The sequence below is a fragment of the Pedobacter alpinus genome (assembly GCF_042684645.1).
GTDB lineage: Bacteria > Bacteroidota > Bacteroidia > Sphingobacteriales > Sphingobacteriaceae > Pseudopedobacter > Pseudopedobacter alpinus.
On the sequence record NZ_JBHULV010000008.1, the window covers coordinates 375,761 to 401,273 of the forward strand.

At 30.8% G+C, this 25,513-nt stretch carries 25 protein-coding genes and 1 pseudogene; 15 read left to right on the top strand and 11 right to left on the bottom strand.

Annotation, left to right across the window (positions count from 1 at the left end):
• Window positions 1–33: 33 nt before the first annotated feature.
• From ACFSSE_RS02750 to ACFSSE_RS02765, 4 genes are read right to left on the bottom strand one after another with little or no spacing between them, the layout of a single operon-like run.
• On the bottom strand, window positions 34–1,164 hold the full coding sequence (locus ACFSSE_RS02750) for an HlyD family secretion protein (protein WP_379040604.1): 1,131 nt from the start codon (window positions 1,162–1,164) through the stop codon (window positions 34–36).
• A 24-nt stretch (window positions 1,165–1,188) separates the two neighbouring features.
• A complete protein-coding gene (locus ACFSSE_RS02755) occupies window positions 1,189–2,361 on the bottom strand; it encodes a carboxypeptidase-like regulatory domain-containing protein (protein WP_379040602.1) in 1,173 nt (390 codons plus the stop codon).
• Between the two features lie 3 nt (window positions 2,362–2,364).
• Window positions 2,365–2,934 (bottom strand): hypothetical protein, encoded by a 570-nt coding sequence (locus ACFSSE_RS02760; protein WP_379040601.1) that lies wholly within the window; start codon window positions 2,932–2,934, stop codon window positions 2,365–2,367.
• A 60-nt stretch (window positions 2,935–2,994) separates the two neighbouring features.
• A complete protein-coding gene (locus ACFSSE_RS02765; protein ID WP_379040599.1) occupies window positions 2,995–3,177 on the bottom strand; it encodes a class IIb bacteriocin, lactobin A/cerein 7B family in 183 nt (60 codons plus the stop codon).
• 182 nt (window positions 3,178–3,359) lie between these two features.
• Here ACFSSE_RS02765 and ACFSSE_RS02770 point away from each other — a divergent pair, with 182 nt between their 5' ends.
• Window positions 3,360–3,611 carry a helix-turn-helix transcriptional regulator gene (locus tag ACFSSE_RS02770; RefSeq protein ID WP_379100699.1) on the top strand — a complete coding sequence of 84 codons (252 nt, stop codon included), beginning with the start codon at window positions 3,360–3,362 and terminating at the stop codon, window positions 3,609–3,611.
• A gap of 44 nt (window positions 3,612–3,655) precedes the next feature.
• On the opposite strand, the gene ACFSSE_RS02775 is transcribed toward ACFSSE_RS02770, so the two are convergent.
• Genes ACFSSE_RS02775 through ACFSSE_RS02790 form a run of 4 tightly spaced genes read right to left on the bottom strand, consistent with a single transcriptional unit; the run spans window position 3,656 to window position 5,331 of the window.
• On the bottom strand, window positions 3,656–4,156 hold the full coding sequence (locus ACFSSE_RS02775; RefSeq protein WP_379040596.1) for a hypothetical protein: 501 nt from the start codon (window positions 4,154–4,156) through the stop codon (window positions 3,656–3,658).
• A gap of 1 nt (window position 4,157) precedes the next feature.
• Entirely contained in the window at window positions 4,158–4,889 is a 732-nt protein-coding gene (locus tag ACFSSE_RS02780; protein ID WP_379040595.1) for a hypothetical protein, read from the bottom strand.
• 57 nt (window positions 4,890–4,946) lie between these two features.
• Window positions 4,947–5,138 carry a hypothetical protein gene (locus tag ACFSSE_RS02785; protein WP_379040594.1) on the bottom strand — a complete coding sequence of 64 codons (192 nt, stop codon included), beginning with the start codon at window positions 5,136–5,138 and terminating at the stop codon, window positions 4,947–4,949.
• Window position 5,139: 1 nt separating this feature from the next.
• The gene (locus ACFSSE_RS02790) at window positions 5,140–5,331 is read right to left on the bottom strand and encodes a hypothetical protein (RefSeq protein WP_379040592.1); all 192 of its coding nucleotides are present in this window, start codon (window positions 5,329–5,331) and stop codon (window positions 5,140–5,142) included.
• Window positions 5,332–5,589: 258 nt separating this feature from the next.
• Here ACFSSE_RS02790 and ACFSSE_RS02795 point away from each other — a divergent pair.
• From ACFSSE_RS02795 to ACFSSE_RS02830, 8 genes and pseudogenes are all read left to right on the top strand, one after another.
• A pseudogene (locus ACFSSE_RS02795) lies at window positions 5,590–5,751 on the top strand (helix-turn-helix domain-containing protein); the annotation flags it as partial.
• Window positions 5,752–5,847: 96 nt separating this feature from the next.
• A complete protein-coding gene (locus tag ACFSSE_RS02800; protein WP_379040591.1) occupies window positions 5,848–7,563 on the top strand; it encodes a hypothetical protein in 1,716 nt (571 codons plus the stop codon).
• A 4-nt stretch (window positions 7,564–7,567) separates the two neighbouring features.
• Window positions 7,568–8,539 (top strand): DUF4271 domain-containing protein, encoded by a 972-nt coding sequence (locus tag ACFSSE_RS02805; protein ID WP_379040590.1) that lies wholly within the window; start codon window positions 7,568–7,570, stop codon window positions 8,537–8,539.
• A gap of 6 nt (window positions 8,540–8,545) precedes the next feature.
• Entirely contained in the window at window positions 8,546–9,313 is a 768-nt protein-coding gene (locus tag ACFSSE_RS02810) for a uroporphyrinogen-III synthase (protein WP_379040589.1), read from the top strand.
• A 275-nt stretch (window positions 9,314–9,588) separates the two neighbouring features.
• Entirely contained in the window at window positions 9,589–10,953 is a 1,365-nt protein-coding gene (gene porK / locus ACFSSE_RS02815) for a T9SS ring complex lipoprotein PorK/GldK (RefSeq protein WP_379040588.1), read from the top strand.
• 47 nt (window positions 10,954–11,000) lie between these two features.
• Window positions 11,001–11,804, top strand: a complete 804-nt coding sequence (porL, locus tag ACFSSE_RS02820; RefSeq protein ID WP_379040586.1) for a type IX secretion system motor protein PorL/GldL — start codon at window positions 11,001–11,003, stop codon at window positions 11,802–11,804.
• 39 nt (window positions 11,805–11,843) lie between these two features.
• Window positions 11,844–13,373: a type IX secretion system motor protein PorM/GldM gene (gene porM, locus ACFSSE_RS02825; RefSeq protein ID WP_379040585.1), complete on the top strand. Its 1,530-nt coding sequence runs from the start codon at window positions 11,844–11,846 to the stop codon at window positions 13,371–13,373.
• 1 nt (window position 13,374) lies between these two features.
• Window positions 13,375–14,277: a hypothetical protein gene (locus tag ACFSSE_RS02830; protein WP_379040584.1), complete on the top strand. Its 903-nt coding sequence runs from the start codon at window positions 13,375–13,377 to the stop codon at window positions 14,275–14,277.
• Window positions 14,278–14,324: 47 nt separating this feature from the next.
• On the opposite strand, the gene uvrC is transcribed toward ACFSSE_RS02830, so the two are convergent.
• Genes uvrC through porW form a run of 3 tightly spaced genes read right to left on the bottom strand, consistent with a single transcriptional unit; the run spans window position 14,325 to window position 21,392 of the window.
• Window positions 14,325–16,133 carry an excinuclease ABC subunit UvrC gene (gene uvrC / locus ACFSSE_RS02835; protein WP_379040582.1) on the bottom strand — a complete coding sequence of 603 codons (1,809 nt, stop codon included), beginning with the start codon at window positions 16,131–16,133 and terminating at the stop codon, window positions 14,325–14,327.
• A 58-nt stretch (window positions 16,134–16,191) separates the two neighbouring features.
• Window positions 16,192–18,429: a penicillin-binding protein 1A gene (locus tag ACFSSE_RS02840; protein WP_379040581.1), complete on the bottom strand. Its 2,238-nt coding sequence runs from the start codon at window positions 18,427–18,429 to the stop codon at window positions 16,192–16,194.
• Window positions 18,429–21,392, bottom strand: a complete 2,964-nt coding sequence (gene porW, locus ACFSSE_RS02845) for a type IX secretion system periplasmic lipoprotein PorW/SprE (protein WP_449304940.1) — start codon at window positions 21,390–21,392, stop codon at window positions 18,429–18,431. Before porW ends, ACFSSE_RS02840 begins: the two co-directional genes overlap by 1 nt.
• A 153-nt stretch (window positions 21,393–21,545) precedes the next feature.
• On the opposite strand from porW, the gene ACFSSE_RS02850 reads away from it, so the two are divergent.
• From ACFSSE_RS02850 to ACFSSE_RS02875, 6 genes are all read left to right on the top strand, one after another.
• Window positions 21,546–22,412, top strand: a complete 867-nt coding sequence (locus ACFSSE_RS02850) for a M23 family metallopeptidase (protein ID WP_379040579.1) — start codon at window positions 21,546–21,548, stop codon at window positions 22,410–22,412.
• Window positions 22,413–22,421: 9 nt separating this feature from the next.
• Window positions 22,422–22,862: a bactofilin family protein gene (locus ACFSSE_RS02855; protein WP_379040578.1), complete on the top strand. Its 441-nt coding sequence runs from the start codon at window positions 22,422–22,424 to the stop codon at window positions 22,860–22,862.
• Window positions 22,816–23,040: an AtpZ/AtpI family protein gene (locus ACFSSE_RS02860; RefSeq protein WP_379040577.1), complete on the top strand. Its 225-nt coding sequence runs from the start codon at window positions 22,816–22,818 to the stop codon at window positions 23,038–23,040. Before ACFSSE_RS02855 ends, ACFSSE_RS02860 begins: the two co-directional genes overlap by 47 nt.
• 409 nt (window positions 23,041–23,449) lie before the next feature.
• Entirely contained in the window at window positions 23,450–24,556 is a 1,107-nt protein-coding gene (atpB, locus tag ACFSSE_RS02865; RefSeq protein WP_379040575.1) for a F0F1 ATP synthase subunit A, read from the top strand.
• 105 nt (window positions 24,557–24,661) lie between these two features.
• Entirely contained in the window at window positions 24,662–24,880 is a 219-nt protein-coding gene (gene atpE / locus ACFSSE_RS02870; protein WP_017259479.1) for an ATP synthase F0 subunit C, read from the top strand.
• Between the two features lie 81 nt (window positions 24,881–24,961).
• A complete protein-coding gene (locus tag ACFSSE_RS02875) occupies window positions 24,962–25,456 on the top strand; it encodes a F0F1 ATP synthase subunit B (protein ID WP_379040573.1) in 495 nt (164 codons plus the stop codon).
• Window positions 25,457–25,513 lie beyond the last annotated feature (57 nt).

The window sequence follows — 25,513 nt, forward strand, 5'->3', positions numbered from 1 at the left end:
ATCGTAAGAATGAAAAGAGACCGAATGATGTGATTATTTAGCTGCTAAGTTTGGATTTACCCAATCATCAACCTTATCAAATAATAATTGATACAAGGTTCTTTCTGTAACTATAAAACGGGCATTAAAGGTCATCCCTTTTTTTAGATAACCCTTGTAACCATTTTTTAATTGTAAAAAATCAGTATCTAAACTGCACTTTACTTTAAATACAGGTTGGTTATCTGCTATTAAAATATCATCAGATATATCTAATACCTTACCTGTAACAAAGCCCCATTGGTTATAATTAAAAGCATCAATATTAAAGCGTACACTTTGCCCTTTATTAATTAGGCCAATATCAGATGGTTTAATGTAACAGTAAGCTGTGAGTTTAGTGTCGGGCGAGATTTCTCCAATTTTTTGATTGGCAAATACATAAGTGCCATTTTGTAAGCCAGTTATATTTTGTAGTGTTCCTTTAACAGGTGCTTTTAAAACATAAAGCTTTTTTTGTTCTCCAATTTGCAAGGTTTTGGCCGAAAGTTGCCTTAACTCATCTTTATATTGGTTTAAATCTGTTTGCCACTGGCTGTTGTACTTTTTAGTTAACAGCAAACAATTGTTGAGGGCTTGGTTATAATCAAATTTGTGTTTTTCATATTCTGCGCTGGTTAAAACGCCTCCTTTATATAATTTCTCATACCTTGCAAAAATGTTTAATGCTTGTTCTTTTTGCAATAAGGCATTGCTCATTTCTTGCTCATAAGCTTGCCATACCGCTTGATATTGACTTGTTTTTAAATTAGATATAGCAATTTGATTGTTTTTAGAGTGAATGATTAAAACATTTAAATCCTGCAAGCTGTTTTTTAGCAAGTTTACCCTTTCACTCACTATATTGTTTTCTTGTTCTGGTAAGCTAGCATCAATCACTAATAAAGTATCATCAACTATTGTTTTTTGATTATCTGTTAATTTAACTCTTTTAATAACCCCATTTACTGGGATGGTTAAGTTTGTTTTTTCTAAAGCAGATTGGAATAATCCTTGTGATTTTATGGCAATTGTGGTTTTGAGGTAGGGTAGAGAAACTAAAATTAGAATAATTCCTATTAGAAATGTAAAATATATTAAAGAGCTAGTTTTTGAAAGAGAATAGCGATAAGTAAGACTGTTCATTTGTATTAAATCCCTTTTAGATAATTAATCTTTTAAGAAATTATTTATTAGTTTGCTATTTGGATTAATATTTAAATATTCCCAAAAATTATAAGTAAACTTATTTCCATTTTGATATAAATATTTCTTTTTAAATAATTCGATTGGTTTAACAATGCCTTCATTTTTAAAATCTACTGTAATAAATTCGCTTTTAACTTCATTGGTTTGACTAATTTTTTTAAAGTTTGTGGAAAAATTAATGCGTTTATAAACATATATTGGAAAATAGTTTTCATTTTCTAAATTGTATTTAACTATCGTTGTAATATCTGTAATACTCACACTCATACCAAGGATTGTAACATTTTTTAATACTTTAAAATTAGGTGTAGGCGAAAATTTATATTCTATAGATAAAATAAAATTTGTCATTTTATCTATCTCTATAACCCCTTGGTATAGAGGGGTGTTTGTATTTGGTTTGGGTTTAAATTTTATAACATAAATTGTTCCTTCGTTCACTTCCTGAATTTGATAATCATAGTATTTGAAATTATTACTGTCTAATATCGACGCACTAATCGGCTCTATAAATTCTGCTAATTTTGAAACTGGTATTTTACTTTCTAATCCATCAAATCTATCATCATCATCCAAATTAATTTCTTTTAATCTACTTTGGTTGATTTTAGTTAATACTTCAACTTTTGTTTTTTTGTCCCGTTGCAAATAATAACTTATTAGTCCGTCAGCGTATTTAGATATTGAAGTATCTGTTTTTACAACTTCTCTGTAGTAGCCATTTAATAATATTGGTGATTGAAATTTAAAAGATGATACTTTTGTAGCGTTATTTAATAACGAAACTACATTAATAGGCTGTACAGACACTTCAGATAAATTTATTGGCGTCTCTAACAAATAAAATTTATTGGTTCGATTTTTTAGCATCTCAGCAATTGTAAATTTCTTTGTGGAATAACCCAAACTAGAAACAGTGATAGTATCATCTAAATTCAAATCCACGATATTAAAACTGAAGAAACCGTCTTCGTTTGAGATACTTTGTATATTAATTTTGGAAAGTCGAATTAAACTAAATGGTATAGCATTAAATGATTTCTGATCTAATACTTGCCCGATTAATGTTGATTGTGAGAATAAATTGAGATTAAAAAAAATAATGCAAATAAAAATTATTGTTAGTTCTTTCATATATCAAAAAACGACTAAGGTTAAATTATATGTAGACTTATAAGCATTTGATTGTTTAAAAAAATTGCTAATAGTTCTTTCATAGGATATCTGTGGTTTTATTGTAATGTTCTTTATTGGTATTGCGTAATTCACAACTAAAATTATTGATGAATTAATGGGTTTGAATCTATCGTTTAATATTGGTAATAAACTAAAATTATCTGAACTAATAGAAATTTCAGGACCCAGCCCCACTCCTACGGGTAATTTATTGAAAGGAATATATTCAAATATTATTGGAATCGATACCTTTTTATATTTGATATTTATTTCGTTATTTTTACCCTTGAAGAGATAGTTGTTGAAACTAAAATTAATGCCACTAGCAACTAATATTTTTTTTTCAAATTGTTTGTGAAAATAAAAAATCATATCAAATCCATTTTTATAAGAATTTTTAATTAAAACATCGTCTACATTAATTTTAGAGGTATTTAATCCAAACCCGAAACCAAAATGTGAAGTATATTTAGTTTGGGTAAAAGAATTATTAAAAAAAAATAGGAAAAAAATTGCAAAAATAATTTTCATTTACATAACGGTTATAAATAACAATTCTTTCCAGATTTTAAACCTGAAAAGAATTAAATTTTAGGCTAAGTATTCAGTCTGTTCAACTTCTTCGGTTTGGTTATCAGCTAAAATTAATGAACCAACAAGTGCAATTCCCCACAGAGCCCATGCCCACCAAGGCAACCTACCACCATCAACTGCTAACATTTCATCTTGCTTCATTTCCACCAAACCCAAACCCTCTAATTCTAAATTTTTCATTTCAATAAATTTAAGATTTTTAAATTCTTTCTTTTGCCACCTTGGCAAGGCAAAGTATTTTCCCTTTTATGTTCGCGAAACATAAATACAAGGTAAAAGCAAATTAATTAACAATTGGCAACCTAAGCTTGCCAATTTTCATCAAACAATATGTATTTTCGTCTATCTAAAAACATTAAACTATGAATAGCTCAAAATCTAACCTTTTAATGGGAGAAACATTGAGGAAATTGCGTGTTAATAAAAAACAAAGTCAAGAATTTGTAGCAGATTGCTTAAATATTAGCAGAACGGCCTATAAAGATTGGGAAAATGGTAAAATTGACTTTTCATTTTCTAAATTAGAGCGTATTAGTGAGTTTTTTGAGGTTCCATTAGCAGATTTGTTAGATAAAGTTACCCCCCCTCCCCTCAAAAATGTTGAAGCAAGTTGAATAGATTAATGAATAGATTGAACCAGCACATTAATCTTAATTAATCAACCAACAGCAGATTTCACAAAATAATCCTTTATTTTGTATATGCTTCGGTTTTGCTGTTTAGCTAAAAGGGCATTACTTGCCTCTTGTTGGTATTGCTGCCAAGATGCAGTATATTGGTTGGTTGTTAAATTAAGGGTAGCATGGTTTTGCTTTAAAAGCTGATACGTATCTGCCAAGTTTTGGTTTAATAAGTTTACCCTTTCTGTAATATTGCTATTTTCTTGTTCTGGTAAATTGGCATCTATAACCAATAAAGTATATTTTGCAGTAATATTTGCATTGTCTTTTAAATTGATTTGTTTGATTATGCCGTTTACTGGGATGTTTAAATCTGCTTTTTCTGTTGAGGATTGTAGTAAACCTTGTGATTTGATGGAAATTGTGGTTTTTAGATAGGGCAGACTAATGAATCCTAATATTAAACTAACTAAAATGATGATGTAAATAAACTGACCTTGCTTACTAAAATTTGATTTTAAAACAATAGAATTATTCACTTTATTTAATTGAGAAATAAATTATATAACCAATAAAATTATTTGTAATGTGTAGTGTCAGTGAGTACCAAAATCCGCAGTTGAGCATTAAAAATCCAAACAATAAATCGATAATAAAACTTAAGGAGAGGAAAATCAAACCGTTAATAATTGTATAATTATTCCATTCATAATTGTTTATATGACATAATGAGAATATTAATGTTAGACAATAAAAGAAAATATAGAAATATTTACCGTAAAATATTTCATTAATAATTAAGTTAAACCTTGCTTTCAAAATTTGGTTTGCCACAAATATTACAATTAGTAAGGTTAGTGACATTAGAATAGTAGTAATGTCATTAGGCTTGAATTTTAAGCTTAGCATTATAATTAAAAACGTAAAAATCAGACTCCATTTAAAGTTTTTATTTAAAGGCAATCTAAATGCTACTTCTTCAACTGTAGGCACAATTATGCAAAGTATTAGAAATAGTAATGGTTTTGAAATTCCGTTTAAATCATCATCTAAGTTGTTTTGTATAGAGAAATTCTTATGAAAATTTCTGTCAATAAGATTAAAGCCTATTTCAACTATCTCTAATGAGATTATTATTAGTATATTAATTACCAGTGCGAAAATTAAATGATTAAATTTATTATGTTTTGAAGTTCCAATACCTCCTTTATTTGGGTTTTTTAGAAATAATCTAAAAAACAAAAATTCATTTTTTAAATTAAAGCTTTTCAAAAGTCAACTTTTAAAATACATTGGGGAATTATAATTATTACTCCCCAAAGTGTTAAATTAATGTAAGGCTGTCCAAGCAGCTTTACTTCCTCGATCCATTTCATAATCGCTATTCCAATAGCAATCACAGAAAACTTCTTTTAACCATTGTCCAGCTTTATAAATTAAACTGCCTTTACCACCGTTAATATTTAAAACTTCTAACTCAGAAAGTTCTATTAATTGAAGATTATCCTTTAAATTTTCCATGTTAGTTATTTTTTTTTCTTTCATCACAATCTACCGAGTTCCATCCATCTCTAAATTCTTTTCCGGCAATGTAAATAGCCTCTAATAAATTTCCCACACCTTTAAAAAACCAATTTTTACCTCCATCAGTTTCAACCATCTCCTTTTGCTTCATCTCCACCAACCCAAAACCTTCTAACTCTAAATTTTTCATTTCAATAAATTTAAGTTGTTTTAAAATTCTTTCTTTCGCCACCTTGGCAAGGCAAAGTATTTTCCCTTTTATGCTCGCGAAACATAAACACAAGGTAAAAGCAAATTAATTAACAATTGGCAACCTAAGCTTGCCAATTTTCATCAAACAATATGTATTTTCGTCTATCTAAAAACATTAAACTATGAATAGCTCAAAATCTAACCTTTTAATGGGAGAAACATTAAGAAAGTTGCGTGTAAGTAAAAAAAAAGTCAAGAATTTGTAGCAGATTGCTTAAATATCAGTAGAACCGCCTATAAAGATTGGGAAAATGGCAAAATAGACTTCTCTTTTTCTAAGCTAGAACGTATTAGTGAGTTTTTTGAGGTTCCATTAGCAGATTTGTTAGATAAAGTTACCCCCCCTCAAAAATATTGAAGCAAGTTGAATAGCTTAATGAATAGATAGAACCTACACACTATCTTAATTAATTAATCAACAGCAAATTTCACAAAATAATCCTTTATTTTGTATATGCTTAGGTTTCACCTATTAATCCTATTTTTATTTACAATCCAAATCGGCTTAAGCCAAAGCAAACCTATTCAATTAAATGTTAATGGTTTACCAAAAGGCTATAAATTTAACTCAACAAAGCCTTTAGTAGATTCTTTAACAGCTTATCAAGCTTTACAAAACCAAATTGGGCAATTACAATTTTTAGGTTATTTTGATATAGATATAATAGAAAGCACTTTTGAAAATGACACTTTAAATGCCACTTTAAGTTTAGGGGAACTACAAAGAGGAATGTATCTTAAAAATGGAAACATAGCACCTGAACTTATTGCGGATTTAAATTTAAAAGAGCAATTTCAAAAAAACAAACCACTTGCTCTTAAAGATTTAAGTAAAACCTATACCTCATTACTTAACTATTTTCAAAACAATGGTTATCCGTTTGCACAAGTTTGGCTAGATAGTTTACAAAGCCCTAACAATCAGTTAACGGCAAAAGTATTTATTAGTCCCAATAAAAAAATAACCATAGATACATTAAGGTTGGTCGGAAGTGCAAAGTTAAGTCAAGCCTTTTTAAGTAGTTATTTAGGTTTAAAAAATGGGCAAAACTATAATGAAGAAAAAGTTAAAAACATAGATAAACGCTTAAAAGATTTGCCCTACATGACATTACCTAAGCCACCAGAAGTTGTTTTTAGTGGCGATGGGACAAAAATTAATTTGTTTGTTGATAAGCAAAATGCCAACCAGTTTGATGGTGTTATAGGTTTTTTACCAAATAATCAAACTGGTAAATTACAATTAACCGGAGATTTTAAGCTTAACTTAAAAAACGCTTTAAAAAGTGGCGAAACGTTAGATTTTAATTACCGAGGATTGCCATCACAATCGCAAGAATTAAATCTGGCAATAGTATATCCTTATATTTTTAAAAGCCAATTGGGTGTAAGTACTTCTTTTCAATTATTTAAAAGAGATACCAGTTTTTTAAACTTGAGCACAAAACTAGCTTTCGATTATAATTTTAGCCTTACCAAAAAGCTGAGTTTTTTCTTAGAAAACTTTAACGGAAATCAAGTTTCTACAAACAATTTAACTTCAGTTATTCCACCAACGGCTAACATTAATTCTGTTTTTTACGGTTTGGCCTTCGCTTATGTAAATTTAGATAATAAACTTATTCCGCTAAGCGGTGCAGATTTGATTTTTGAAGCCGCAGTTGGTCAGCGTAAAATTAGTTCATCACAAAACTTTAATCCGGCTAACTTTTTTGAGGAATCTGCTAGTCAGCAATTTAAAATTTTAGCTAATTTAAAATATTACCTAAAATTAGGTTCTCGTTCTGTTTTGTACTTTCGTAACCAATCTGCGGTTTTAACAGGGAATAATATTTTTGAAAACGAAGCATTTAGAATAGGAGGTTTTAAAACTTTAAGAGGTTTTGATGAACAATCTATCAACGTAAATAGCTTTAGCATACAAACTACAGAGTTTAGGTATTTTGTAGAAAAAAATTCTTTTGTAAATATCTTTTACGATCAGGCATATATAAAACAAAGCTTTACCAATCTAAAATCAACAGATTATCCTTTAGGTTTTGGTGCAGGTATTACGTTTCAAACTAAAATTGGTATCACATCTTTAAGCTACGCATTAGGAAAACAAAAAAATATTCCAGTAGATTTGCAGCAAGGTAAAATACATATTGGTATTTTAAGCTACTTTTAATTTTATGAGGTATATTCTTTTATTTGTTTTATTCTTCTGCATTACTCAAACAAGTTTAGGATATGCTTTACAAGATTCTACTCAAAAAACAGATACTGTTATTAAAATAAAATATAGAGTACTAACAGCTTTAGACTCTGCAAATTTAGCTCGTAAAGCTTTTGTAAGAGATTCTATTACTTGGTATTTCCTTAATCCCGACCCTAAAAGAGCTAATCCGTATGTTGAAAAACTGTTAAGAGACAATGTAACAACAGATCCTTATTTATTATCACTACCAAAAAATTATAAGAAAGTAACCAATAGCTACGGTTTGGGTGTGTTTATTAATAAGTATCCAAAATGGTTTTTAATGGTGGCCATTGTTTTATTATGCTTGTTTGCTATAGTTAAAGTAGCCTTTAGCAAAGAAATTTCAGTAATATTTAAAGCTTTTTTTGATGATAGAACGCTGAGCCAAATTGGAAAAGAGGACAATATTTTAATAACATGGCAGTTCGTGTTTTTGTATTTAATTTTTTCTTTTACTGTAGGGTTATTTATTTGCCTATTAATGTACAAAACAAAGGCTTCAAATTTGGCGACAGATTTTACTTCATTTTTAGTCATCTCTTTATTTTCGTTTATTTTTTTCGGAATAAAAATTTTAAGCTTAAGATTAATTGGATTTCTATTTGAGATACAGAAAATTACCAAAGAGTACCTTAATGTTATATATATTACTTACGTAAATTCCTTATTTATTCTATTACCCATTATTTTTGTATTAAGTTTAGTAAGTATTAATCAAGGTAATGTTATAGTTTGGACTTTTTTAGCAGTATTTTCAGGCTTAATAGGCTTTCAGTTTGTTAGAATTGCAATTAAAATTTTATTAAATCACCAATTATCAAAATTTTATTTATTTCTGTATCTTTGCACCTTTGAAATTTGTCCGATAATTTTATTTGCAAAAACAATAAATATTAGTTTATAGTGATTTATGGAGAATAATTTAGAAGAACGAAAGACTAAAGTAAAAAGCGTACTTGTAACTTTACCAGAACCAGAAGGAGAGAAATCTCCATATTATGATATAGCAGCTAGTTTAAATCTGAAAATTGATTTTAGATCTTTTATACATGTTGAAGGCGTACCTGGTAAAGATATTAGAAAAGATAAAATAAACATGGGCGATTTTAGTGCTGTTATTTTAACTAGTAGAAATGCAGCCGATCATTATTTTAGGGTATGTGAAGAAATGAGATTTGATGTACCGGCAGATATGAAGTACTTTTGTTTATCAGAATCTATTGCGCTTTATTTACAAAAATATATACAATACCGTAAAAGAAAGATTTTCTTTGGGAAACAAACAGCCAAAGATTTGGCCGAGGTTTTAAAAAAACATACTTCCGAGAAATTTTTATATCCATGTTCTGATGTTGCTGCCGAGGCTACAGAAACTGCTTTAAAAACCCAAGGTATTGATTTTACACCAGCGGTATTGTTTAAAACTGTTGTTTCTGATTTATCAGACTTAGCTAATGTGTTTTATGACATTATTGTTTTCTTTAGTCCATCTAGTGTTCAGTCTTTATATGAGAATTTTCCAGGGTTTAAACAAAACAGCACAAGAATAGCAGCATTTGGTAAAACTACCCAACAAGCTATTATTGACAAAAATTTAATTTTAGATATTCTGGCGCCAACTCCAGAAGCTCCATCCATGACGATGGCCATAGAACAGTACATAAAATCAATAAAATAAGAATTTTACGCTTTTAATAATAAGGTCTATTAGTAAATTAGTTGCTTTTTTTTTGAAACCTTATCAAAAATGCAACGTAATAGGATAAAAACTGAATTATTAATATACCCATTATTTGGTATATGAATACAGTTTTTAAGGCTTTACATTTACTTTTTGAATGAATTAAAAGTCGTGAAATAGTAAAAAAAAATTTTTTATTTGAAAATGTTGAATTTCTGTATATTAGAGACGTTTTTTTACACAAGGAAAACACAATAAAACTTGATGAGCACATGAAAAATTTATTCATATCTATAATGATATTGATTACTCTTGCCTTGTTTAGCTGTGGCAGAGGCGACGGACGAGGAGAATTAATCGGTGTCAGCTCCAAAACGGTAAAGCAAGAGCTTCCTTATGGGATGGTTTACATACCTGCTGGTACATTTGTAATGGGGCAAGTAGATCAAGATGTTACCATCTCACAGTTTCCACAAAACAAGCAAGTAACTATTTCTGCGTTCTACATGGACGAAACTGAGATTTCTAATAGTGAATACAAACAGTTTGTAAACTGGGTTAGAGATTCTATAGCCATCAAACAATTTAAAGTTGTACCAGAAACAGACAAGAAATATTTTATTACTCCAAAGCTTAAAGGAGCTCCAGGAACTACTCCTCAAAAGTATATTAACTGGAGTAACGTTAATGGCAAGAAAGGTTTATGGTCTGATAAAAAACTAATTGCTAAATTAGAGAAAGACATGTACTATGACGGTTCTGCAAAGTTTTTTAATAAGAAAGAATTAAAAGTAGAACAGTTAAAATATGACTACGCTTGGATAGATTATAAAAAAGCTGCAAACTATAGAGCCTTAAGAGATCCAAATTTAACAAAAGGAGCTGCTCCTACTGTAGAAAGAGATGAATTTATTGTAAAAGAAGAAACTTATATCTATCCAGATACCTTAGTTTGGATTTCAGATTTTACTTACGCACAAAATGACCCTATGGCTAAAGGTTATTTCTCTCACCCATCTTTTGCAAATTACCCAGTAGTGGGTGTAACTTGGGAACAAGCCAAAGCATTTACTGTTTGGAGATCAAGACTTAACGAATCTTACAAAAATTCAAAAAATTTACCAGCAAGATTAGATTACGATTTACCTACAGAAGCTGAATTTGAATATGCAGCAAGAGGTGGTAGAATAGCAACAAGTTACCCTTGGGGTGGTCCTTATATCAGAAATGCTAAAGGATGTTTGTTAGCTAACTTTAAACCAGGTAGAGGGAATTACATTGATGATGGAGGTGCATTTACAGTTTATGTAAAATCTTATTTCCCTAATGATTTTGGCTTATATAATATGGCAGGAAACGTAGCTGAGTGGACAAGCTCTATTTATAGCGATGCTGCTACTGCTTATGTAAGTACAATGAACCCTTCCTTTAATAAAGCAGTAAAAAAAGGAGATCCTGATTATAATAAGAAGAGAGTTGTAAAAGGTGGTTCTTGGAAAGATATAGGCTACTTCTTACAAAACTCTGCAAAATCTTACGAATATCCAGACTCTGCAAGATCTTCAATTGGTTTTAGATGTGTTACTCCTTTCTTAGGAAGAGACATTAAAGATAAACCAGGCAAAATGAAACCTTAACAATAAAAAAAAATAAAATCCTAAACTAAAAAAAAACGTCTCAAAAAATGGCTAAGAAAAAAAGAAACCTATTTACCATGGATGCAATTATTTCATGGGGAGCTACAGTGGTAATTATTGGTGCAATGGCAAAAATTCTTCACTGGCCAGGTGGTGAATTAATTATTGGTGTTGGTTTAGGTACTGAAGCTTTGTTGTTTCTTATCATGGGTTTTATGCCTCCACACAAAGATCCACATTGGGAAAAAGTGTATCCACAACTATCAGAAGAATTTGAAGGTACAGCTATTGATATGTCAAAACCAGTTAAATTAAACGAGTTAGAGATTAAAGGTTCTACAGGTGGTGGCGGCCTGCCAGATTTACAAATTGGAGACGATGCTATTGCTAAAATAAAAGCTGGGTTAGAAAATTTTTCAAATAAAGTTGGCGCAATTTCAAATGCTGCAGATGCTACTGTTGCTACAGAAGATTTTTTAACAAATGTAAAAACGGCTTCAACAAAAGTAAGCGGTTTAGGTGTTGCGTTTGACAATGCTACTGTTGGTGTAAATAGCATTTCAGCAGCAACAGAAGGTTCAAAAGAATACCATAACCAAATTAACAATTTAGGAAAAAATATTTCTGCATTAAATGCAGTTTATGAATTAGAATTACAAGATTCTAGTGCACACTTAAAATCAATGAATAGGTTTTACCAAAACTTATCTCAAACCATGTCTAATTTTAATGAATCAATGGACGATTCTAAGCAGTTTAAAGATGAAGTTGCAAAACTATCTAAAAATCTAACTAGTTTAAATGCAGTTTATGGCAATATGCTATCTGCAATGAATCAGCCTAGAGTTTAATTTATTATTATTAATTAGCACACGGTAAATAAATAAGATATGGCAGGCGGTAAGGAAACCCCAAGGCAGAAAATGATTGGTATTATGTACTTAGTGTTAATGGCAATGCTAGCACTTAACGTAAGTAATACCGTTTTAGATGCCTTTAAAACAGTTAGAGATGGGTTGGAGAAAAGTAATGATAACATGAACGATCGTTTAAAGTTTATTATGACGCTTTTTAAAAACTATTATGATAACGCCCCAAAGAAGGCAGAAGAGAATTACAACAAAGCATTAGAAGCAAAAAGAATTGGAGACGGTTTAGTTGCTGATATAGAAAAGGTTAAAAAAGACCTAATTACTTTAACAGACGGATTATTAGAAAACGGAGATTTAAAAAAGCGTGATGATTTAGGTGTCTCTTACAAAGAATTGGTTGAAGGTAAGAAAGGCGATGTTTTGCAAAAGAAAATTGAAGATGCGGCTAAAAAAATGGCTTCACTAATTGGAGAAACACCAAAAGGTATTGGCTTAGAGTTAGATTGGCCAAAAATAGATCCAAGTAATAAATCTAAACAATCTTGGGCTAATTACAATTTTGGAGAGGGTAAGCCTTTAACATCAACTATTACTTTGTTAGCAAAGTTTCAAAACGATGCTAAAAATGCAGAAGCCTATGTAATTAATAAACTTTACCAAAATACAACTGGTGGCGGTGTTGTTGATTCTTATAAAGCAGTTGCTGTTGCAAAAAGTAGTTACATTTTGGCTGGTCAAACTTACGAAGCAGATGTTTTTTTAACAGCAGGAAGTTCAAGTATTCCAATTACAGCAACTGTAAACGGTTCTTCTCTTCCAAATGTTGATGGAAGAGGTAAATATAAAGCAGGAAGTACAAAAGAAGGGATGTATAAATGGACTGGTACAGTTTCTTTTAAAGATCCTACTTCTGGCGAAATAAAATCTTTCACAACAGATCCAATAGAATATCAGGTTGCAAAACCATCAGCGGTAGTTTCACCAGATAAAATGAATGTGTTTTATAAAGGTGTACCAAATCCAGTTTCTGTTTCTGCTCCAGGTATTGCAAAAGAAAAATTAAAAGTCAGTATTTCATCAGGTTCAATTTCTGGCTCAAATGGAAACTATACTGTTAAAGTTAGTGGAGGTACAGAAGCAACTGTAACAGTTTCTGCTGAAATAGAAAAAGGAAAAACATCTGTTTTAGGAGTAACAAAATTTAGAATTAAAGAAGTACCAGATCCAATTGCAACTTTTGCAAACAAGGGTTCGGGGCAAATATCTTCTTCTACAGCAAGAGCAACTAGTCGTTTAGAAGCTGAATTAAAAAACTTCGACTTTGATTTAAAGTTTAGAGTCGTTAAATTTAATTTATTTGTAACTCGTCCAAGACAAGATCCATTATTTTATAAGTCAGAGTCTGGCTCATTTGAGGGTACAATAAAATCCACCATTAATAGTTTAAATCCGGGGGACATTTTGAGTTTCCAAAGCATCGTGGTTTCAGGTGAAGATGGTACAACAAGAACGCTGGAAGGTTCAGTAAGTATATCAGTAGGAAGATAATATGAAAAAATTAAGCATTATATTGTTATTAGTAAGTGTTACTAGTCAGCTTTTTGCACAAAAGGATTCTGATAAACCTAAAGTAATGCCTATTTACTCTATTTTTCAAAAGTCAGATGCTGAAAAGGTAAATAGAGAGAAAGAGCTTGGTAAAACGCCAATAAACTGCGCTCCGGAATTGCCTAGGGTTAAAAGTGATGATGTTATTTTTGCCAAAAGATTAACAAGAGATATTTATTTTGCTGACCCTACTAACAGGTATTTAACACCTGTTGATACCAACAGAAATTTTTTGACAGTTTTGTTAAGAGGGATTTCTACAGGAGAAATTGAAGCTTACCAAAGCTGGAACCCAAGTACTGGTAGGGTAGAAGAGTTAATTGACTACAATACTTTACTTACAAAAACTGATGCATCTGCTGGTTTAGGTTTTCCATTACAATTTTCTGATCAAGAATTATTAGCAAAATGTGGTTTAAGAGTTGTTGAGGATTGGTATTTTGATACCAATAGAGCAGAGTTTAAATCTTTCATTATTGCTATAGGAATGATTGTTCCCAGTTTAGCTGCGAGTTCTCAAAGTATTCCTAAATTAAAAGATCCATCGGTAAAATTAGGCGAAGCTGGTGAAGGAATGGTAGGATTGTTTTATCTTAATTATCCAACCATTAGAAATTTCATTTGTAAATTTAACGTTTACCATCCTAACGAAAAAATTAGATACAGCTTTGATGATGTATTTCAGCTAAGATATTTCTCTAGTTTAATTATTGAAGAATCAAATCCTGATGGATATAAACTTGCAAACAGACCTGATTTGAAATTAGGATTAGATAAATTATTAGAAGCTGATAGGATAAAAAAATCTTTAATTCAGTACGAGCAAGATATGTGGGAACACTAATCTAAATACTTAATTCTTTAAATAAAGAAAAAATTCAAAAGCCCTTTCTATTCGGAAGGGTTTTTTTGTTGGAAAAAGTTTAAAATTGCTTTTGTTTGGTTAGTGTTAACAACTTGCATTAATTCAATTTCTGTAGCTTCTTTAATTTTCTTTACAGATTTAAAGTGTTTCAACAAATTTTGTGCAGAAGTTTTACCTATACCTTCAATTAATTCTAATTCTGTCTTAAGCGTACCTTGATCTCTTTTTTTACGGTGAAACGTAATGCCAAAACGGTGAGCTTCGTCCCGTAATTGTTGGATTATTTTTAAAGTTTCAGATTTCTTATCTAAGTGCAATGGGTATTGGTCTCCGGGATAATATAATTCTTCTAACCTTTTAGCAATTCCTATGATAGCTACTTTGTTATAAATATCTAAAACTTTTAAACTTTTTACAGCGGATGATAATTGCCCTTTACCACCATCAATCACAATTAATTGCGGCAATGGTTCTCCATCGGCTAAAAGTCCTTTATATCTTCTGTAAACTGCTTCTTCCATTGTCGCAAAATCATTAGGACCTTCTACTGTTTTAACATTATAGTGTCTATAGTCTTTTTTAGATGGTTTTGCATCTTTAAAAACTACAATAGCCGAAACCGGATAATTACCTTGAAAATTTGAGTTATCAAAACATTCTATATGACGTGGTAACTCCGTTAAATGCAAATCCTTTTGCATTTGTGCAAGTAAACGCTCTGTTCTAAGCTCTGGATTAAGTTTTTCGTACTGCTCAATTTTATCTTTTTTAAAGAATAGTACATTCTTTTGAGATAATTCTAAAAGCTTCTTTTTTTCACCTTGTTTAGGAACAGTAAATTTTACATTCTCATCTTCCAATTCCATTTCAAAAGGCACAATAATCTCTTTAGATAAGCTTTCAAATTTTGTTCTAAACTCAGATATCGCAATAGATAAAAGTTCTTCGTCAGACTCATCAAGCTTCTTTTTAATTTCTATGGTTTGTGTTTGTATAATAGTTCCATGCATTACTTTTAGGTAATTCACAAAGCTAATTTTATCATCAGATGCAATGCTAAATACATCAACTTCTGTAATTGATGAATTTACAATGGTTGATTTACTTTGATATCTTTCTAAAAGATCATATTTAGATTGAATGCGGTGCGCTTCCTCAAAATTTAATTCTCCTACAGCTTTTGTTATTAAATCTTTTAAGTTTCTTAAAACAAAGCCTATTTTTCCGTTTAAAATATCCTTAATTTCTTCAACATACTGGTTATAGCTTTCTTCTGTTTGATATGCCTCGCAAGGGCCTTTGCAGTTCCCTATTTGATACTCTAAACATACTTTAAACTTACCAGCTTCAATGTTGGGTTTTGTTAATGCTAAGCTGCAATTTCTGAGTTGATAGGTTTCTTTAATTAACCCTAAAATATGATGCATCATACTTACAGAAGGGTACGGACCAAAATATTTACTACCGTCTTTGATTAGTCTGCGGGTAGAAAAAATACGGGGAAATCTTTCGTTTTTAATAACAATCCAAGGATAAGTTTTATCATCCTTAAGCATTACATTGTAGCGTGGTTGGTGCTTTTTAATTAAGCTATTTTCTAATAACCAAGCATCTATTTCGGTATCAACAATGGTAAAAGTTAAGTTTCTTATCTTGCTAACTAATACTTTTGTTTTTGCGTTTACTTTATAATTATCATTATTAAAATAAGAAGCAACCCTATTTCTTAAATCTTTAGCCTTACCAATATAAATCAGTTCTCCATCAGCATCATAATATTGATAAACTCCTGGTTTATGAGGTACATTTTTTAAAGCAGATTTATAATCGAACATGTGATGCAAAAATAAAAAAACCACCATATAGGTGGTTCATTTTTATGTAATGTATTTATTAAAAGCCTAATCTTTCATCAGTGTTTGAGCCGCTTGAACTTGGGCTGTCTTGTTTTTGATATTGATTACAATCTAATGTAACCGTTGCCCCATTTTTTGGAGCCTCAAAATCTCCTTTTGTGATTCGTAAAGAACCATCGGCATAAACTTTTTTCATAAACAATGCAAAAACAGGTAATGCGGTATTTGCACCTTCACCTAAATTGGTGCTTCTAAAATGGATGGCTCTGTCTTCGCAACCAGTCCATACACCAGCAACTAATTGTGGGGTAATGCCCATAAACCAACCGTCAGAGTTGTCATTAGTTGTTCCTGTTTTTCCACCAATAGGGTTATTTAATCCGTATTTGTAACGTAGTCTTACACCAGTACCTTGTTCTACAACACCTTTAAGCATATAAGTCATCACGTAAGCGGTTTGCTCATTTAAAGCTTGTACCACTTTAGGTTTACGTTCATATAAAATATTGCCATTTTTATCCTCAATTCTTGTTAAATAAATTGGCTCCGTCCAAACACCGTGGTTTACAAATGCTCCATAAGCACCCACCATATCGTAAACTGAAGCTTCAAAAGAACCCAAAGCGATAGAAGGGTAGGGTGGTATATCTGTAGTTATACCCATTCTTTTAATTAATGTTGCCACAGCAGTTGGACCAACTTGTTGCATAACCCAAGCAGTTATAAAGTTTTGTGAATTTGCTAAGGCTTTTCTTAAAGTTAAATAACCCGGAATTGAACCATACCCCCTTGGGGTCCAAGGGTCTCCGTAACCCGTAACGGTAAATGGAACATTATTTACCTGATAGCAAGGTGAGTAACCATTATCAATGCCAACTGCATAAGTAAAAGGCTTTGCAGTAGAACCAACTTGTCTGCTCCCCATTTTAACTTGATCGTATTTAAAGTGTTCAAAATCAATTCCACCTACCCATGCTCTAACTTCTCCATTTTGTGGATCCATAGCCATCATAGAATTTCTTAAAATCATTTTGTAATACTTAATAGAATCCATTGGAGTCATGGTGGTATCTATATTCCCTTTCCAACAAAAAATTCCCATTTTAGCAGGGGTATTAAAATTGTCTTTTATTTCTTCGTCAGATTTTCCTTCTTCTTTTAAAGCAATATATCTATCAGATCTTTTCATTCCCTGAATCAATAAATTTTCGTTGCCTTTGAAAGCATTCATTCCTTTCCAATGTTTGTTAAATTGGTTTTGCAAATCTTTCATATACTCCCTTTGTGCTTCTTCTGCATATAATTGCATTTTAGAATCAATTGTGGTGTAAATTTTTAAACCATCCCTATCTAAATCATAATTAGAGCCATCGGCTTTTGTGATTGATAAAGCGACAAAAGTTTTTTGAATATCTTGTTTTAATATGGTTCTGAAATAGGTTGCTAAACCTTCGTTATGGTTAGTTGGTCTAAATTTTAATTCTAAACCTTTTGTTTTTGCAGCCTCATATACATCCAAAGAAATAAAGTCCTCATCGTACATTTTGCTTAAAATTAAATTTCTTCTACCTAAAGCCCTGTCAGGATTTCTGGTTGGCGAGTACATGGTAACACCTTTTAAAATACCAACCAAAGTAGCTGCTTGTGAAGCGCTAAGTTTTGCAGGTGTAGTATTAAAATAGGTACGGGCGGCTGCTTTTATACCAAAAGAGTTATTCCCAAAGTCAACAGTGTTTAAATACATGGTAATAATTTCTTCTTTGGTATAATTACGCTCTAATTTTATGGCAACAATTAATTCTCGCAACTTCTGGGGTATTCTTTTAAAAGTAGATCTTGCCCGGCCTTCTTCAGAAAATAGGTTTAACGCTAATTGCTGTGTAATTGTACTGCCACCTTGTTTTTTGCCTATAAAATTATAAAGAAAAATGGTGAAAGTTCTTTTAAAATCAATACCAGAATGGTCTTTAAATCTTACATCTTCTGTAGAAATAAGGGCGTTAATTACATTTGCAGATATATCTTGATACCTTATACTAGAACGGTTTTGAACAAAGTAATTACCTAATTCAGCTTTGTCAGAAGTATAAATAACAGAAGCTTGGTTACTTTTTGGGTTTTCTAAATCTCTAAAAGAAGGTAATTCGCCAAACAAGCCGAAACTTGTAGCTATAATTGTTAATGCAATAAAAGATACAAAGCCAATGATTACTTTCCAGAATGTTTTATTGTACCTACTAATATCCGAAGCAGTTATTTGTGTTTTTTTTTGCATTATTTTTTAGGGGTAATAGATTTTAAATATTCGTCTATTGCTTTTTTATCTGTTAGTAGTTTTAAATTTTCTTCAGAAACTACAAATTGAGTATAATCAGTAGTTTGTCCTTCCATTATTTTTGGGAGGTTATTTTTTAATTCATCAGCAACTAAATCAACATCTTTTTTACTAACAAAATTGCCACTTATAATGATGAATTTCTCTGTTCCTCCCACAATTCTTATCACCAACTTTACTTGTGAAGGGTCAAATTTAGAATAAAAATATTGAGAAAGCTTTGAAAAAGGCTGAGCAATATTTTGTTTCGGATCAGAAATATCAATTACAATTAAATGTCGCTGTCTTTCATTGGTGCTAAAAACCAAACTCTTAGGTTTTTCTGGTAAAATTACAGCGGGTTCTACTTTTTCTATTGGTTTTTCAACAACTGGTACATCAATAGGCTTTTCAACCTCAGGTTCTTTTGCAATTATAATTTCTTTTGGTTCCTCAACAACAACAGGATCAAATTTAACAGGTTCTTTAGGTGTTTCAATCACAGCTGGTTCTGTTTTCGCTGGTTCTTTAGGCTCCTCAACAACAATTGGTACGGGTTTTACAATTTCTTTTGGTTTTTCAATAACAACTTGTTCGGTTTTTATGGGTTCTTTTGGTGTTTCAATTACTTCTTTTTTAATTATTGGTTTTTCAATTACTTTTTCCTTTAAAGGTTCTGGAGTAGTTTTTACAGGATCAACCACATTTAATTTTTCTTTAACAGGGGCTAAAACTGCTAATTGTGGTTCAATATAATTGTACGCATTATCATCTCTTGATAACAGCGCAGTAGGTCTTTGGTCAAATGCTGTTCTATTTATTCCGATAAAATTAATTTGTCTTTTCACCAAAGGTGTAACTTCAGAATTAGCCGGATAATTTGCTACAATTTGATTTAAACTGGCTAAAAAAACAGGTGTTTTTTGAGTATTGCCAATTGCTAAAGCTTCTAAATAAGCAAATTGTGGACTTAAATCTTCAAAAGAACCATACTTTGATTTTAGTTGAGTTATTTTTGCTAAAACCTGGCTATAGTTTTTCTGATTATACATTTGATAAGCATTTTGATACTCGTTTTTTAAAATAGATAAGTTATAATCTTTTTCTTTACCATAATTAGGGTCGGTTATAGATCTCGCGTAGTTAGAATCAGGAAAAAGACCCAATAATTTTTGTTTATAGTATTCAGATTTTTTGGGGTCGCTAACAGCGGTTAACCTATAAAGTTGGTAATAAATGTTTGCAGCATTTTTATCATTAGGAAAATTTATTAAAATGGCCTCAAATGCTGCAATAGATTCACTCTCATCATTTAATTCATCTTTATAAAAAACTGCAATTTCATATAATGAGGTCGATATTTTATCATAAGATAAATTTTTTGACGCAATAGTAAATGGTAAAGTTCTCAAAAGTTTAGATTTTAAACTATCTCTGCTTTCCACTTTAGCTGTCAAATCTGTATCAATATCAGGGTCTAAAGGGTTTAAACCTTTATCTGTATTTGATGCTGCTAAATTGCTTGTGCTAATTCGCCAATTATCAGTAAGTTTCCTATCACCCCACCTTCTTTTAAATTCACTAAATCCTTGGCTAATTGCGGCATCATTATAAAAGTAAAAAGAACTTGCTGTTTTATTTGCCGATGAAAAATCGGAAATACTTACCGACTGCCCAGTGTTAGTGTTTTGTTCTAATTTAACATTTGTTTTAACATTACTTTGATATATAGAATCTACTTTAGTATCAAGTTCTGTATCGCTAAGTGAAGCTAAATACAGCTTATCTTTTTCTTTCTGAATAATGATTAACCTATCTGCTAAATATTGTAAATTCTTAGCTTTAACTGCGATGTTCTTATAGTCAGGATAATTTTTTGGAAGATATTGCAGCGTACTGTCATAATACAATTGTGCTTGGGTATAATTTTTAAGTTTTTCAAAATTCAATTGCGCTAACCTTAAGTAACTCAAACCTTTTTGTTTAGCAGTGCCTGGGATAGTATGTGCTGCAATCACAAAGTTTTCTGACGCTTTACCTAAATCATTACTTTCGTCATAAGCATTACCAATTTGATAATAAATTTGGTCTTTAAGCTGTCTGTTTTTGTCTTCTTTTAATAGCTTTTTTAAGGTGGCAATTTTATCAAATGTTTTACCTTCTGCATTTTCACTTATTCTAATTCTAGCTAAATTTGCATTAAAAGACATTTCAAAAGAAGCATTACTTTTTGCTATTTTTTCGTAATTATAAGCTGCATCTTTGGTTTTACCATTTATTTCTTGCAATTGAGCCAAAACATATCTCCACCTGATTTTTTGTTGATTGTTTTTTGTGAATTTAACAGCATTCTCCAAATGCATTATTGCATCATCAATATTATTATTAATTAAAGCTAATTTAGCTTGTGAAGCGGCTACTTGGTCTTTATGGTATTTGTATTTTAAAGCTACAGCCATTTTAAGAACAGAATCTGCTTCTTTTATTAAATCTAATGCAAAATCACTTTTAACTTGACCTAAATAAGCTTTTAATTTATTTTCCTTTTCTTTTTCAAAATTTAAACCCACATAGCTATAGTATTCAATAGCATTATAAAAATCGCCTTTAAGGTATTGTGCATCAGCTAAAAGTAAAAAAGAATCATCTAACCAATTACTTTCATATTTTTCTAATGCAATGGTATTGGCTTTTAATATTACATTATCCAAATTTTCGGTCTCGTTACCAGAAGATTCTAGGCTTGGTACAGGAAAAATAGCTAATAGTTGACTAAAATCATCTTCATAAGAATTGGTTATAGCTCTTTTACTTTCTAAAAGTGATTCTTTAGCATTAAAATAAATATTATAATGTGCCGTTAAATTTTTCATAAATTTAACTTTAGGCTTATCTTTTTTTGCAGCACAGCTCCACAGCAACACACAAATTGTAGATAGTATTATATAAGTACTTTTTGAATGCAGTTTCAATACTTTATTTTTAGATGATTCGAACTTTAATACGGGCAAATTTATTTTATATTGCCAACTTTGAGAAAATAAAGATATTAATTAAGAAAAGAAAATAAAGCGAAAATGAGTAAAAGAAGAAAACTCATAGATAAACTAAGAGAAAAATACAAGCTGGTTATTCTTAATGATGACACTTTTGAGGAGAAAGCATCCTTTAATGCTTCCTTATGGTACTTAATTATAGGAACAGCAACTTTTGCAATTCTTTTTATTTTTTTGACAATTACTACCATCAAATTTACACCGCTAAGAGAGTATTTATCTGTTGCGAGTGATGCTGGTTCAAAAAAGGAAATTATTGAAGCTTACAGTAAAGTTGATTCTTTAGAGAAATTAGCCAAAGCCAATGAAATTTATTTAAATAACCTAAAAGATGTTATTACGGGCAAGGTAAATATGGCTAAACAAAGTAAACCTACAAACGATGGGGCAAAGGCAACAGATAGCATACGGCTTAATCAAAAAATATCTAAAGAAGAAAAAGAATTAAGGAAGTACATTGAGGCCGAAGGGAAGTTTGACTTAAACGAAGAAGCAAATGAAAATAGATCAGGAATTGCTTCGTATTCTTTCTTTAGTCCACTTAGAGGACAAGTTACCGATGAGTTTAACCCTAAAATACAACATTATGGAATTGATATTTCAACTAGAAAAAACGAAAATATTAAAGCTACATTAGAAGGTACTATAGTTTTTTCTAATTTTACGTCAGAAACGGGCTATGTGATTGCCATACAACACAGTAATAATCTAGTAACTTTTTATAAACATTGTTCTGTTTTATTGAAAAAAGTAGGTAGTTTCGTTAGAGCCGGAGAAGTAATAGCAGTTGTTGGGAATTCGGGAGAGTATTCTACAGGACCACATTTACATTTTGAAATTTGGCTTAATGGTAACGCGGTTGATCCTAAAAATTATATGACATTTTAAATTTTAATCATGTTCGGAAGAAAAAAAACAGAAAATTTGAATGACAATCAAAAAGCAGGAACAATTAATATTGTGGGTTTAGGTACAGAAATTAATGGAGATTTAAACACCAAAGGCGATATTAGAATAGACGGTAAAATTACTGGCGACGTAAACTCTAAAGCAAAAGTTGTTATAGGAGCAACAGGCGAAGTAATAGGAAATATATTTTCTGAAAGCGCTGAAATATCTGGCAACGTAAAAGGAGATGTAAATACAACGGAGATTTTATTTCTTAAAGCTACAGCAAACCTTGTTGGCGATATTTTATCTAATAAATTGGTTGTAGAGAATGGAGCTAACCTAAGTGGACATTGCCAAACCGGTGTTTTACAAACAAAATCAATTACAAAACCACAATTTAATGAATCAGGAGAAAGAACCTTTCAAAAAAGAGAAGCAACAGCTTAATACTTATGCTAAATACTCTGCTATTGGGTTTCAAATGATTGGTATTATTGGTGTTTTTGCATTTGCTGGGTATAAAATTGATGAGTATCAAAACACCAAAACTCCAATTTATACAGGTATCCTAAGTTTAATTGGCGTTTTTATTTCTATATACATTGTTATTAAAAGTTTAAAATAACCAGTTTGAAAACCTCCAAATTTTTAACATACTACGCTTTCTTAGTTGTATCAATTGCATTAATTTTTTTAGGATTAGATAATTTTGTTTTTCAGCAAACTATACTCATTCCTTACTTTTGGTTAATGTTTGGCTTTATGGCTGGCATTACCCTTATCGTTTATTACCTTTCAATAATAGGTTTAAAAATTGGGGGGGGTCATCAAAGTTCTATACTATTAGCAGCAATAGTTTTAAGACTACTTTTAACATTAACATTTATACTAATTTATACCCTTAAAATTAAGGTAGAGGCGGTTTTATTCCTGTTTAACTTTTTTTCTATATATTTATTCTTTACAGTCTTTGAAATTTATTGTTTGTTGTGTAACTTGCGCCACCAAATTAAGAAGTAAAAAACACGTAATAGATGTATTTTAGCCACATTTTAAATTTTAAAAATTACTCTAGCAGAGCCATAATCGCTCTTTTCCTTTTGTTTTTAACGTTTAATTCTTTTGCAGTGCAAGAAAATGAGGCTCAAAAAATAGAAGTAAATTCTGAACATTCTGCTCCAAATCACGAAGAAAAGTTTGACCCAACAGTAACTATTTTAGAACATATTGGAGATTCCCACAGTTGGCATTTATGGGGGCATTTATCAGTTCCTTTACCCGTTATTTTATTTACCCCTCAAGGTTTAGAAGTTTTTTCTTCATCTAAACTGGTTGATGAGCACCACAATCCAACGCCATATTTAGGTAATAATTACACCTATTTATTAGAACACGAACATATCAAAATTCTTAAATCAGATAATCAAATTGATGAAGAGCTTTCTGCAAAAGTTTATGATTTTTCTATCACTAAAAATGTGGCATCAATGTTTCTTGCTATCATAATAATTTTATTGGTATTCACAAGCATTGCAGGTTCTTATAAAAAGAGATTAGGTAAAGCACCAAAAGGTTTGCAATCTTGGGCAGAGCCTTTAATTATTTTTATACGGGACGATATTGCAAGACCAAATATTGGGTATAAATTTGAGAGATTTATGCCGCTATTACTAACCATGTTTTTCTTTATTTGGTTTAATAACTTATTAGGTTTAATTCCTATTTTTCCAGGAGGCGCAAACGTTACAGGTAACATTGCAGTAACAATGGTACTTTCTGTAGTTGTTTTAATTATCGTTAATATTAATGGTAATAAATACTACTGGAGCCATATTTTTAAGCCAGATGTTCCTTTTTGGTTATTGCCAATTATGTGGGTAGTTGAAATTATAGGTATATTCTCTAAGCCATTTGCATTAATGGTTCGTTTGTTTGCTAATATTACAGCAGGTCACATTATTATATTGAGTTTAATCTCATTAATATTTATTTTTAAAACACTGGCTATCGCTCCAGTTTCTGTTGCATTTGTATTGTTTATGAATGTGTTAGAGTTACTAGTAGCGTTTTTACAAGCCTTTATTTTTACGATGCTTACAGCCCTATTTATTGGTTCGGCTGTAGAAGAGCATCACCATTAATTAAGGAACAAAGAGTAAAGATTAAAGACCATGAAAAATGAAGACTTTATTTACTCTCAGAAAATGAAACATTTTGTTTAACAATCATATAATAAATTAGAAGTTATGGTAGGTTCAATCGCTGCAATTGGTGCAGGTTTAGCAGTTATCGGTGCTGGTATCGGTATTGGTCAAATTGGTGGTAAAGCAATGGAAGGTATTGCTCGCCAGCCAGAGGCTGCTTCAAAAATTCAAACTGCTATGATCATCGCTGCGGCCCTTGTTGAAGGTGTTGCGTTGTTTGGTGTGGTAGTAGCTCTTTTAGGTAATAACGTAGGAGCTTAAGAATTAAATAAATCGGAAAAATAGCGATTGGCTATTTTTCCGATTTTTAAATGATTATTAATAAAATAGTATATAAATTTTATGGAATTAGTAACTCCTAGTATAGGCTTAGTGTTTTGGACCGCTGTATCTTTTTTGATTCTAATGGTCCTTTTAAAAAAATTAGCTTGGAAACCTGTTTTAACAGCAATTCATGAGCGTGAGCGTTCTATTGAAGATGCTTTAAATAAAGCTGAGTTAGCAAGAGAAGAAATGTCTCGTTTATCTAACGAGAATGAAGTTTTGTTAAAAGAAGCAAGAGTAGAGCGTGATCAAATTTTGAAAGAAGCAAAAGAATTGAAAGACCAAATTGTTGCCGAAGCAAAATTAGCTGCACAAACAGAAGGTGCTAAACTAATTGAGAAAGCTAAAGTTGAGATTAATAATCAAAAAATTGCAGCTTTAGACGAAGTTAAAAATCAAGTAGCGGCTCTATCTTTAGAGATTGCTGAAAAAGTTTTACGCAAGCAATTTGATGATAAACAAAAACAAGACGCTTTGGTAAGTGATTTGTTGAAAGATGTGAAATTGAATTAGTAATTAGTTTTTCAGTTTGTTAGTTGGTTAGACAAGTAAAACGTTTAATAAATCCTA

What these genes read in the sequence shown, in the direction of transcription:
- ACFSSE_RS02875 (WP_379040573.1), top strand. Translation starts at nt 24,962, where the DNA reads ATGGAATTAGTAACTCCTAGTATAGGCTTAGTGTTTTGGACCGCTGTA.
- porL (WP_379040586.1), top strand. Translation starts at nt 11,001, where the DNA reads ATGGCTAAGAAAAAAAGAAACCTATTTACCATGGATGCAATTATTTCA.
- atpE (WP_017259479.1), top strand. Translation starts at nt 24,662, where the DNA reads ATGGTAGGTTCAATCGCTGCAATTGGTGCAGGTTTAGCAGTTATCGGT.
- ACFSSE_RS02770 (WP_379100699.1), top strand. Translation starts at nt 3,360, where the DNA reads ATGAATAGCTCAAAATCTAACCTTTTAATGGGAGAAACATTGAGGAAA.
- ACFSSE_RS02750 (WP_379040604.1), bottom strand. Translation starts at nt 1,164, where the DNA reads ATGAACAGTCTTACTTATCGCTATTCTCTTTCAAAAACTAGCTCTTTA.
- ACFSSE_RS02830 (WP_379040584.1), top strand. Translation starts at nt 13,375, where the DNA reads ATGAAAAAATTAAGCATTATATTGTTATTAGTAAGTGTTACTAGTCAG.
- ACFSSE_RS02860 (WP_379040577.1), top strand. Translation starts at nt 22,816, where the DNA reads ATGAATCAGGAGAAAGAACCTTTCAAAAAAGAGAAGCAACAGCTTAAT.
- porM (WP_379040585.1), top strand. Translation starts at nt 11,844, where the DNA reads ATGGCAGGCGGTAAGGAAACCCCAAGGCAGAAAATGATTGGTATTATG.
- ACFSSE_RS02855 (WP_379040578.1), top strand. Translation starts at nt 22,422, where the DNA reads ATGTTCGGAAGAAAAAAAACAGAAAATTTGAATGACAATCAAAAAGCA.
- atpB (WP_379040575.1), top strand. Translation starts at nt 23,450, where the DNA reads ATGTATTTTAGCCACATTTTAAATTTTAAAAATTACTCTAGCAGAGCC.
- ACFSSE_RS02765 (WP_379040599.1), bottom strand. Translation starts at nt 3,177, where the DNA reads ATGAAAAATTTAGAATTAGAGGGTTTGGGTTTGGTGGAAATGAAGCAA.
- ACFSSE_RS02800 (WP_379040591.1), top strand. Translation starts at nt 5,848, where the DNA reads ATGCTTAGGTTTCACCTATTAATCCTATTTTTATTTACAATCCAAATC.
- ACFSSE_RS02810 (WP_379040589.1), top strand. Translation starts at nt 8,546, where the DNA reads ATGGAGAATAATTTAGAAGAACGAAAGACTAAAGTAAAAAGCGTACTT.
- ACFSSE_RS02785 (WP_379040594.1), bottom strand. Translation starts at nt 5,138, where the DNA reads ATGGAAAATTTAAAGGATAATCTTCAATTAATAGAACTTTCTGAGTTA.
- porK (WP_379040588.1), top strand. Translation starts at nt 9,589, where the DNA reads ATGAAAAATTTATTCATATCTATAATGATATTGATTACTCTTGCCTTG.
- uvrC (WP_379040582.1), bottom strand. Translation starts at nt 16,133, where the DNA reads ATGTTCGATTATAAATCTGCTTTAAAAAATGTACCTCATAAACCAGGA.
- ACFSSE_RS02755 (WP_379040602.1), bottom strand. Translation starts at nt 2,361, where the DNA reads ATGAAAGAACTAACAATAATTTTTATTTGCATTATTTTTTTTAATCTC.
- ACFSSE_RS02760 (WP_379040601.1), bottom strand. Translation starts at nt 2,934, where the DNA reads ATGAAAATTATTTTTGCAATTTTTTTCCTATTTTTTTTTAATAATTCT.
- ACFSSE_RS02850 (WP_379040579.1), top strand. Translation starts at nt 21,546, where the DNA reads ATGAGTAAAAGAAGAAAACTCATAGATAAACTAAGAGAAAAATACAAG.
- ACFSSE_RS02790 (WP_379040592.1), bottom strand. Translation starts at nt 5,331, where the DNA reads ATGAAAAATTTAGAGTTAGAAGGTTTTGGGTTGGTGGAGATGAAGCAA.
- ACFSSE_RS02805 (WP_379040590.1), top strand. Translation starts at nt 7,568, where the DNA reads ATGAGGTATATTCTTTTATTTGTTTTATTCTTCTGCATTACTCAAACA.
- ACFSSE_RS02840 (WP_379040581.1), bottom strand. Translation starts at nt 18,429, where the DNA reads ATGCAAAAAAAAACACAAATAACTGCTTCGGATATTAGTAGGTACAAT.